The sequence below is a fragment of the Streptomyces sp. NPDC006372 genome (assembly GCF_040612515.1).
In the GTDB taxonomy this organism is placed as follows: domain Bacteria; phylum Actinomycetota; class Actinomycetes; order Streptomycetales; family Streptomycetaceae; genus Streptomyces.
In genome coordinates this window covers 121,821-132,080 of record NZ_JBEXQJ010000020.1, presented here as the reverse complement: position 1 = coordinate 132,080, position 10,260 = coordinate 121,821, and the positions used below count along the sequence as shown (strand labels likewise).

Here is a 10,260-nt window from a genome sequence, read left to right as displayed (position 1 = left end):
TTGCTCAGCAGAGCAGTTCGACCTCCGCCAGAGTGCCCTCGCCGTCGAGGACCAGGCGGTACTTCTCGTACGTACCCGGTGACCTCACGCTGAACGCGCGGGTCTGCCTGTCCCAGGCGAAGGACTCCCCGGAGCGCCGGTCCAGTGTCCGCCAGGTCGTGCCGTCGGAGGAGCCCTGGAGTGTCCATCCGGCCGGTGCCTTCGTCCGGTCGGACGACGACGTCAGCGTGTACTGGACCGCCTTGGCGCCCTCGGTGACCGGAAGGTCCACCGAGGTCGCCGCCGCGTCCGTCGCCGAGGTGTCGTCGAACAGGGCGCCCTCGCCCTTCAGCACGTCCGCGCGGGGCGTCGGCACCTCGTCGTCCCGGGTGATCGACACGGGTGCGGCGTGCTTCCCCGTGCCCCAGGACGACGGCCGCGGACCCATGTCGAACTCCAGGACACCGCCCCTGGCGACCACCGAGTGCGGCAGGGAGGTCTTCGACCACGTCCGGCCGTTCACCTTCAAACCCTGCACGTACACGTTCTCCGCACTGTTCCGGGGCGCCTTCACCACCAGCTCGCGCCCGTTCTCCAGATGCACGGTCGCCTTGGTGAACAGGGGCGAGCCGATCGCGTACTCGCCGCTGCCCATCACCAGCGGGTAGAAGCCGAGCGCGGAGAACAGGAACCAGGCCGACTGCTCGCCGTTGTCCTCGTCGCCGTGGTACCCCTGGCCGATCTCGCTGCCGGTGTACAGGCGCGACAGCACCTCGCGGACCTTCTCCTGCGCCTTCCAGGGTTGCCCGGCCGCGTCGTACATGTAGATCGCGTGGTGGGCGACCTGGTTGGAGTGCCCGTACATGCCCATCCGCACGTCCCGGGCCTCCGTCATCTCGTGGATGACGCCGCCGTAGGAGCCGACGAACTCGGGGGAGGCGGTCTCCGGGGTGGAGAAGTACGCGTCGAGCTTGTCACCGAGCCCCTTGCGGCCGCCGTACAGGTTCGCCAAGCCCCGGCTGTCCTGCGGGGCGGTGAAGGCGTACCCCCAGCCGTTCGTCTCGGTGTAGTCGTACCCCCAGACCCGCGGGTCGTACGTCGACGACTCCACCCGCCGGTCGCCCTTCGCGTCCCGGCCCTGGAAGAACCCGGCCTTCTCGTCGAAGAGGTTCACGTAGTCCCGGGCGCGGTTCAGGAAGTACTCCGACTCCTCCTTGTAGCGCCGCTCGCCGGTCTCCTCGTAGAGCTTGTGGCCCATCCGGGAGATGCCGTAGTCGTTGAGGTAACCCTCCAGCGCCCAGGACAGGCCCTCGTGCGTCTCGGTGCTCGTGTAGCCGAAGAAGGGGGAGGTGGCCATGCCCTTGCGGCCGACGCCCGGGCTCGGGGGCACCACCGTGGCGTTCTTCACGGCCGCGTCGTACGCCGCCTCCGCGTCGAAGTCGACGCCCTTGACGTACGCGTCCGCGAACGCCACGTCCGAGGACGTGCCCGTCATGAGGTCCGCGTACCCGGGGGAGGACCAGCGTGAGGTCCAGCCGCCGTCCTTGTACTGCTGCACGAACCCGTCGACCAGATCGCCCGCCCGGGAAGGGGTCAGGAACGAGTAGGCCGGCCAGGTCGTCCGGTAGGTGTCCCAGAAACCGTTGTTGACGTACACCTCGCCGTCGACGATCTTCGCGCCGGTATGCGTCGGGGTGTCCGGGTTCGGCATGGGGGAGAACGGCGAGGCGTACCGGTGCTCACCGCCGACCTTCTCGAAGCCGGAGTTCGGGTACAGGTACAGCCGGTACAGGCTGGAGTACAGCGTGGTCAGCTGGTCGGGGGTGGCGCCCTCGACCTCGACCTTGCCGAGCAGCCGGTCCCACTGCCGCTGGGCGCTCTTCTTCACCGCCTCGAAGGACCTGCCCTCGGGGATCTCCTGGCGGAGGTTGTCCTCGGCCTGGTCGAGGCTGATCAGCGAGGTCGCGAGGCGCAGGGTGACGGTCCTGTCGTCGGCCTTGAAGCGGAGGTAGCCCTTCACGCCGGACGACGCGCCCTCGCTCACCGGCTCGTCGAACTCGCCGTAGACGAACAGGCGGGTCGCGCCGGTCGACAGCCCGGACTTCACGTCCGAGTAGCCGGTGACGATCCCGTTCTCCTTGTCGAGGGTCAGGCCCGCCTGATCGGTGACGTTGTCGAAGAGGACGCTCGCGTCGTCGCCCGGGTAGGTGAAGCGCAGCGCCGCCGCGTGGTCGGTCGGCGCCATCTCGGCCTTCAGCCCGTTCTCGAACCGCACCCCGTAGTAGTACGGCCGCGCCGTCTCGTTCTCGTGCCGGAAGGCCAGCTCCCGGGCCTCCCGGCCGAGGTCCGGGGCGCCGGCGGCGACGGACGGCATCACCTGGAAGGTCTGCCGGTCGCCCATCCACGGGCTCGGCTCGTGGCTCGCGCTGAACGCCTGGATCGTCGGCAGGTTGTCCGCGTTGTTCGCACGGGCGTAGTCGTACAGCCAGCTCAGCGAGCCCGCGTTCGTCACCGGCGTCCAGAAGTTGAAGCCGTGCGGCACCGCCGTCGCCGGGAAGTTGTTGCCCCGTGAGAAGCCGCCGCTGGAGTTGGTGCCGCGCGTCGTGACCGCGTAGTCCGACAGATGCGCCTTGGGCTGCTCGGGGGCGACGGACTCGATGCGCACGTCGTCCAGCCAGCCCCGGAACCTCGCCGGGCCCTTGGGGGAGTCGTACGCCACCAGGATCCGGTCCACGGTCTTCCCGGCCGCCACCGACCCGATCCGCGCGGCCACGTCGTTCCACTGGTTGACGTAGAGCACCTTCGCCGCGCCCTGTCCCCGCGGGGTCAGCGGGAAGCCGTGCTGGTCGGTGGCGCGCAGGTCGCTCAGATAGGTGCCGTCGGTGAAGGCGAGGTCGACGGAGACGTTGGTCGCGTCGTAGTCGAGGTCGCCGTCCGCCATCGACGGGAAGACGCGGTAGGAGAGCCGGGTGTGCCGGCCGACGGCCACGTTCACGTCGAAGATCTTGTTGTACGAGTACGCCCGCCCGTCGATGGTGTGCCGCCCGGCGTAGCGCAGGGCCCGCTTTCCGGTGAACCCGGCGCCCGCCTTGGCGGTGGGGGAGCCGCTCGGGCCGCGGTCGACGAGGGAGAGCATGTCCTGCGGGACCGGCCCGTCACCGCCGCCGGTGGAGAACTGCACATCGGCGAGCTGGAGGATGTCGCCGCCGTTGTTGCCGGTGACGTCGAGCCGGAAGTGCCGGTACTCGGCGGGTTCCGCCAGGTCGTACGTCTTCGTCTGGAACCGCTCGGAGAAGGACTCGCCGGAACGGGTGTCGAGGGTCTTCCAGTCCTTGCCGTCGGTGGAGCCCTTCAGGGTCCAGTCCTTCGGGTCGCGCTCGTCGTGGTCGTTGGCCGACGTCAGTGCGTATCGCGCCAGTTTGACTGGTTCGTCCAGGTCGAACTCGGTCCAGCCGGTGGGCTCGAAGGTGAGCCACTTGGTGCTCGGCTCGCCGTCGACGAGGTTCTCCTTCACCTCGCCGCCACCCGTGTTCTCGCCACTGGCCCGGACGTCGCCGACCTGGTCGGTGACGTTGCCCGGTATGCCGCTGCTGTATCCGCCGTCGACCCCCGAGGCCCGCTTGCCGCCGTCGGGGGTGGTGTCGACGGTGTTCGACCAGTCCGGAACCGGGTCGTCCACCTCGAAGGAGGACGCGAACCTCCGGTCGGCGGGCTCGGGGGCTCCGGGCCGTGCGGCCGCGACGCCCTGTGAGCCCAGGGCCAAAGCGAAGGCGGTCGTCGACACGACCGCCGAACACCATCTGTGCCGAGCTTTCCGTTGCATCAACGGGTACCCTCCCTGCGCAGTGGACAACGTTGTCACCTTCGATGCGCAAGGACCAGTAGTTGCTCAAGTGGCGAGGGGTGTCAAGGGTGTTGGTTGTGGGATCCGGCGGCGACGACCGGGATTTTTACGCCGGGCACCCCACGGACCGCTCGTCTTTCCGCGAGGTCTCAACTCGGATAAGACCCGTGGCCAACCTTGTGTTCGATCTTGATCCGCTGGCGGGAAGTGGACTATACCTGTCGGGCGCTTCACACGATCCGCACGTCACCACCCGCACTTTCCTGCACGACCCAGCGTGACCCGACCGCGGTGCCGGCGAGGATCCGGTTCACCGCCTGAGTCCTGGAGAAGGCGAGGACTTGAGCATGGGATCCACTTCCGCCGAGAACCACGGCACCGAGGGTGTCGGCCGCCGCGATCTGATCAAGAGGTCCGCCGCGCTCGGACTGATCTCCGTCCCCACGATGAGCTTCCTGTCCGCCTGTGCGAGCAGCGGCGGCGACGACACCGGCGGCAAGGCCAAGGCCGGCAAGAAGACGGCGAAGAACCCGCTCGGGGTCAACGACACCGCGGGCATGGAGTTCGTCCTCTTCGACGGCGGCTTCGGCAAGGAGTACGCCGAGGACGCGGTGAAGACCTACGAGAAGAACTTCCCCGAGGTGAAGGTGAAGTTCTCCGCCACCCAGAAGATCCAGTCCACCCTCCAGCCCCGCTTCAACCAGGGCACCCCGCCGGACCTCATCGACAACTCCGGCGCCGAGCAGATGGACATGGGCGTCCTGGTCGGCAAGAACCAGCTCGCCGACCTCACCCCGCTGCTGGACGCGCCCTCCTACGACGACCCGAACAAGAAGGTCCGCGACACGCTGCGCCCCGGCATCGTCGAGATGGGCCAGTTCGACGGCGAGAAGGTCTGGATCTTCTACTACGCCTACACGGTCTACGGCGTCTGGTACTCGCAGAAGGCCCTCGACTCGCTCGACGAGCAGTACCCCGAGACCTGGGACCAGATGCTCGCGGTCTGCGCGAAGGCCAAGAAGGAGGGCATGGCGGGCTGGACGTACGCGGGCAAGTACCCGTACTACCTCCCCTTCTCGCTCTACCCGATGATCGGCAAGGTGGGCGGCGCCGAGGTGCTCGACGCCATCGACAACCTGGAGCCGAACGCCTGGAAGCACCCGGCGGTCAAGGCCTGTTTCGAGGCCTATTACGAGCTCTACAAGAAGGGCTACGTCCTCAAGGGCACCCCCGGTCTGGACCACATCCAGTCGCAGACCGCCTGGGCCCAGGGCAAGGCGCTGTTCATCCCGAACGGCTCCTGGGTGGAGAACGAGTCGGCCAACGTCATCCCGAAGGACTTCGGCCTGTCCGTCTCCGCGCCCACCGGACTCGACTCCTCCGACAAGATGCCCTTCGGCACCATCTGGGCCTCCGGCGGGGAGCCCTTCATCGTCCCGTCCAAGGCGAAGAACGCCTCCGGCGGCATGGAGCAGCTGCGCATCATGCTCAGCGAGGCCTCGTCGAAGAACTTCACCAGCAAGGTCAAGTCCCTGACCGCCTACAACGGCGGCACCGACGGCATCACCCTCACCCCGGGTCTGAAGTCCGGTGTCGCGGCGCTGGACAAGGCCGGTCAGAACGTGGTGAACCCCCGTCTGCAGGACTGGTACGTGCAGTTGCAGAAGGAGAAGATCGGGGTGTCCGGCCTGGGCGAGATGATGGCCGGCCGTCTCACTCCGGCCGAGGCGATCAAGAAGATCCAGGGCTTCGCCGACGAGGCCGCCAAGGACGACTCCATCAAGCACTACAAGCACCAGTAACGGCACCGGAAACTCACTTTCCGCAACGGCACCGGAGTGGCGATGCAGCACGGCAAGTACCGGTTCATCGTGGGCTTCCTCGCGCTGCCCCTGGGACTGTACGCGCTCTTCGTGGTCTGGCCGTTCATCCAGTCCATCTACTACTCGTTCACGGACTGGACCGGCCTGAGCCCCGAATTCAAGATGGTCGGTTTCGACAACTACAGCCGGCTGCTCGACGACGAGATCTTCTGGAAGTCGTTGCAGCACAGCCTGCTGTTCGCGCTCCTGCTCCCGCTGGTGACGATCAGCCTGGCGCTGTTCTTCGCCTTCATGATCAATGTGGGCGGCAGAAAGAGGAAGAACGGTCCGGTGGTCTCCGGTGTCCGGGGCTCCTCCTTCTACAAGATCGTCTATTTCTTCCCGCAGGTGCTCTCCATCGCCATCGTCGCGCTGCTGTTCGCGTTCGCGTACAACCCGGACAGCGGTGCGATCAACTCGGTCCTGCGCGGGGTCGGGCTGGACGACGTCCAGCCGCTGTGGCTGGGCGACCCCGACCTCGCGCTGTGGGCCGTGATGGCGGTGCTCGTCTGGTCCACGGTCGGCTTCTTCGTGGTCCTCTTCTCCGCCGGCATGGCCTCCATCCCGGCGGAGATGTACGAGGCGGCGCTGCTGGACGGGGCGGGCCGTGCCACGACCTTCTTCCGCATCACCCTGCCGCTGCTGTGGGACACCGTGCAGTCCGGCTGGGTCTACATGGGCATCCTCGCCCTGGGCGCCGAGTCGTTCGCGGTCGTGCAGATCATGACGACCGGGCCGGGCGGTCCCGACTACTCGACCACCGTCATGGTCCTGTACGTGTACCAGAAGGCGTTCCGTGACGGGCAGGCCGCCTATGCCACCACCATCGGTGTCGCCCTGCTCGTCGTCACGCTGGCCTTCGCCGCCGTGGTGATGCGGCTGGGCCGTCGCGAGCGGCTGGAGTTCTGAACCAGATGAAGACGACACAGACCCCCGCGCCCCTGCCGGCCGAGTCCGGCGCCCCCCTGGCCAAGACGGACGCCCCGCCGGGCCCGCCCCCGAAGGAGAAGAAGGAGGGCACGGTCCTCAACGTCTTCTCCCACGGCATCCTCGTCCTCTGGGCGATCATGGTGGTCATGCCGCTGCTGTGGGCGGTGATGACGTCCTTCAAGGACGACCGGTCCATCTTCTCCTCGCCCTGGTCGCTGCCGGACACGCTGCACTTCGACAACTGGTCGCGGGCGTGGACCGAGGCCAACATGAGCGACTACTTCCTCAACACCGTGCTGGTGGTGGGAGGTTCGCTCATCGGCACGCTGGTGCTCGGCTCGATGGCGGCGTACGTGCTGGCCCGCTTCGACTTCCCGGGCAACCGGTTCATCTACTTCCTCTTCATCGGCGGCATGAGCTTTCCGATCATGCTGGCGCTGGTCCCGCTGTTCTACGTCGTGAACAACATGGGCCTGCTGAACACCATCCACGGGCTGATCCTGGTCTACATCGCCTATTCGCTGCCGTTCACGGTGTTCTTCCTGACCGCGTTCTTCCGCACCTTGCCCACGTCGGTGGCGGAGGCGGCCTTCGTCGACGGCGCCTCGCACAGCCGGACGTTCTTCCAGATCATGCTGCCGATGGCCAAGCCCGGTCTGATCAGCGTCGGCATCTTCAACTTCCTCGGCCAGTGGAACCAGTACATGCTGCCCACGGTCCTCAACACCGACCCGGACAAGCGCGTCCTCACCCAGGGCCTCGTCCAGCTGGCCGTCAGCCAGGGCTACAAGGGCGACTGGTCCGGCCTCTTCGCCGGCCTGGTGATGGCGATGCTGCCGGTCCTGGCCGCCTACATCGTCTTCCAGCGGCAGGTGGTGCAGGGACTGACGGCCGGCGCCCTCAAGTAACTCCGCGGAACCGCTCGCGCACACGCCGCTCCCGATCACGGGGTGGCGTGCATGCGTGTGTCCATGGACGCGGAAACCGTTCAACCTCTTGACGGGAGGCGACCCGAACGGCTCGACTTAAGGTTCACTAGTTGGACATGGACGGGGTCTCATCGAAGCGGCCCCGCGCGCAGGAGGTCGTCGTGGAGACTCCGGGGTCGCAGTCGTCGCTGCACCGAGCCAACCTGGAGCGGGTCGTACGAGCCGTGCGCCTGGCGGGCTCCCTCACCCAGGCCGAGATCGCCCGGACCACCGGGCTGTCAGCGGCGACGGTGTCCAACATCGTGCGGGAGTTGAAGGACGGCGGCACCGTCGAGGTCACACCCACCTCGGCGGGCGGGCGCCGGGCCCGCAGCGTGTCGCTGAGCGGGGACGCCGGGATCGTCATCGGGGTCGACTTCGGCCACACCCACCTGCGGGTCGCGGTGGGGAACCTCGCCCACCAGGTGCTCGCCGAGGAGTCCGAGCCGCTGGACGTGGACGCCTCCGCGGCGCAGGGCTTCGACCGGGCGGAACAGCTGGTCAGCCGGCTGATCGAGGCGACCGGAGTCGACCGGTCCAAGATCGCCGGGGTCGGCCTCGGCGTGCCCGGCCCGATCGACGTCGAATCCGGCACCCTCGGCTCGACCGCGATCCTGCCCGGCTGGACCGGCACCAAGCCCGCCGAGGAGCTGCGAGGGCGGCTCGGCGTCCCGGTGCACGTGGACAACGACGCCAACCTCGGCGCGCTCGGCGAGATGGTCTGGGGCAGCGGCCGGGGGGTGCGGGACCTGGCGTACATCAAGGTCGCCAGTGGTGTGGGCGCCGGTCTGGTGATCAACGGCAAGATCTATCGCGGTCCGGGCGGAACGGCCGGGGAGATCGGGCACATCACACTCGACGAGTCCGGCCCGGTCTGCCGCTGCGGCAACCGCGGCTGCCTGGAGACCTTCGCGGCCGCGCGCTACGTGCTCCCGCTCCTGCAGTCCAGCCACGGCACCGACCTGACGATGGAAGGCGTCGTGCGGCTCGCGCGGGACGGGGATCCGGGCTGCCGTCGGGTGATCGCCGATGTCGGGCGCCACATCGGCAGTGGCGTGGCCAATCTCTGCAACCTGCTGAACCCGAGCCGCGTGGTCCTCGGCGGCGATCTCGCCGAGGCGGGTGAGCTGGTACTCGGGCCGATCCGGGAGTCCGTCGGCCGTTACGCCATCCCCAGCGCCGCACGCCACCTGTCCGTGCTCCCCGGGGCGCTCGGCGGCCGTGCGGAGGTCCTCGGAGCGCTCGCCCTCGCCCTCAGCGAGATGGGCGATTCGACCCTTTTGGACGGAACTGCCCCTGGGCTGTTGCAGACAGCGACGCCTGCCTTCACTTAGAGAACGGATGGCACCGTTGCCATCTCGTTAAGGATTTACTTCTTGACGTCGCACGTGTGGCCGAGTTGACTTCCAGCCACCTCGGCCGCAATGTCGCGGCCTCGTCAGGGAGGTTTCTGAAGTGAACACGCGTATGCGTCGCGCCGCTGTTGCGATGGCCGCCGGTGCGATGGCCGTTTCGCTTGCTGCCTGTGGCAGCGCCAAGGAGTCCGGCGACAAGGCCGACTCCTCCGGGTCGCCCAAGAAGGGCGACGACATCAAGGTCGGTCTCCTCCTTCCGGAGAACGCGACCGCGCGGTACGAGAAGTTCGACCGGGTGCTCATCGAGAAGAAGGTCAAGGAACTCACCGGCGGCAAGGGCGAGGTCGTCTACGCCAACGCCAAGCAGGACGCCAGCACGCAGAACCAGCAGGTCGACACGATGGTGACCAACAAGGTCGACGTGCTGATCGTGGACGCGGTGGACTCCAAGGCCATCGCCGGCTCGGTGAAGAAGGCCAAGGACGCGGGCATCCCCGTCGTCGCCTACGACCGCCTGGCCGAGGGCCCGATCGACGCCTACACCTCGTTCGACAACGTCACCGTCGGCAAGACCCAGGGCGAGGCCCTGCTGAAGGCCCTGGGCTCCAAGGCCAAGAGCGGCCAGATCGTCATGATGAACGGGTCGTCCACCGACCCCAACGCCGCCCAGTTCAAGGAAGGCGCGCACTCCGTCCTCGACGGCAAGGTGAAGGTCGGCCGCGAGTACGACACCAAGGAGTGGAAGGCCGAGAACGCCAACTCCAACATGGAGGGCGCCATCTCCGCCCTCGGCAAGGGCAAGATCGTCGGCGTTTACTCCGCCAACGACGGCATGGCCGGCGGCATCATCACGGCCCTGAAGGCCGCCGGTATCGCCGACATCCCCGTCACCGGCCAGGACGCCGAACTCGCCGGTGTCCAGCGCATAGTCACCGGCGAGCAGTACATGAGCGTCTACAAGCCCTACCCGCAGGAGGCCGAGGTCGCCGCCGAGATGGCCGTGGCCCTCGCCCAGGGCAAGTCGCTCGACTCCATCGCCAAGGACAAGGTCGACAGCCCGACCACCAAGGCCATCCCCTCCGTGCTCGTCCCGGTCGTCTCGCTGACCAAGGACAACATCAAGGACACCGTCATCAAGGACGGCATCTACACCATCGGCGAGATCTGCACGGCCAAGTACAAGGCCGACTGCGACAAGATCGGCCTCAAGTAAGCAGCCGTCAGGTCCCGCAGTAACACGGGAGTCCGCGTCCGGACTCCCGTGACCCCTGCAGCGGACCGGCTGCCACGAGTTCCTCCGGCGCCCCGCCACACCAGCCCCG

6 protein-coding genes are annotated in these 10,260 nt (G+C 67.6%); 5 read left to right on the top strand and 1 reads right to left on the bottom strand.

Translation table 11 applies throughout. From position 1 onward, the window contains the following. Window positions 1–4: 4 nt before the first annotated feature. Window positions 5–3,802, bottom strand: a complete 3,798-nt coding sequence (locus ABZ016_RS26560) for a GH92 family glycosyl hydrolase (protein ID WP_356919201.1) — start codon at window positions 3,800–3,802, stop codon at window positions 5–7. Window positions 3,803–4,170: 368 nt separating this feature from the next. Between ABZ016_RS26560 and ngcE the strand changes: the two genes are divergently transcribed. The 5 genes from ngcE (at window position 4,171) to ABZ016_RS26535 (ending at window position 10,151) form a co-directional block, all read left to right on the top strand. Continuing rightward, entirely contained in the window at window positions 4,171–5,625 is a 1,455-nt protein-coding gene (gene ngcE / locus ABZ016_RS26555; protein ID WP_356919200.1) for an N-acetylglucosamine/diacetylchitobiose ABC transporter substrate-binding protein, read from the top strand. Between the two features lie 42 nt (window positions 5,626–5,667). Beyond that, window positions 5,668–6,594: a sugar ABC transporter permease gene (locus ABZ016_RS26550; RefSeq protein ID WP_356919199.1), complete on the top strand. Its 927-nt coding sequence runs from the start codon at window positions 5,668–5,670 to the stop codon at window positions 6,592–6,594. A 5-nt stretch (window positions 6,595–6,599) separates the two neighbouring features. After that, window positions 6,600–7,523, top strand: a complete 924-nt coding sequence (locus ABZ016_RS26545; RefSeq protein ID WP_356919198.1) for a carbohydrate ABC transporter permease — start codon at window positions 6,600–6,602, stop codon at window positions 7,521–7,523. 182 nt (window positions 7,524–7,705) lie between these two features. Next, on the top strand, window positions 7,706–8,917 hold the full coding sequence (locus ABZ016_RS26540; RefSeq protein ID WP_356919229.1) for an ROK family transcriptional regulator: 1,212 nt from the start codon (window positions 7,706–7,708) through the stop codon (window positions 8,915–8,917). Between the two features lie 133 nt (window positions 8,918–9,050). Continuing rightward, complete coding sequence (locus tag ABZ016_RS26535) at window positions 9,051–10,151, top strand: substrate-binding domain-containing protein (protein ID WP_356919228.1); 1,101 nt, start codon at window positions 9,051–9,053, stop codon at window positions 10,149–10,151. Window positions 10,152–10,260 lie beyond the last annotated feature (109 nt).

Bases quoted from the DNA above. Each gene is read 5' to 3' on its own strand.
- ABZ016_RS26560 (WP_356919201.1), bottom strand. From the start codon at position 3,802: ATGCAACGGAAAGCTCGGCACAGATGGTGTTCGGCGGTCGTGTCGACG.
- ngcE (WP_356919200.1), top strand. From the start codon at position 4,171: ATGGGATCCACTTCCGCCGAGAACCACGGCACCGAGGGTGTCGGCCGC.
- ABZ016_RS26550 (WP_356919199.1), top strand. From the start codon at position 5,668: ATGCAGCACGGCAAGTACCGGTTCATCGTGGGCTTCCTCGCGCTGCCC.
- ABZ016_RS26545 (WP_356919198.1), top strand. From the start codon at position 6,600: ATGAAGACGACACAGACCCCCGCGCCCCTGCCGGCCGAGTCCGGCGCC.
- ABZ016_RS26535 (WP_356919228.1), top strand. From the start codon at position 9,051: ATGCGTCGCGCCGCTGTTGCGATGGCCGCCGGTGCGATGGCCGTTTCG.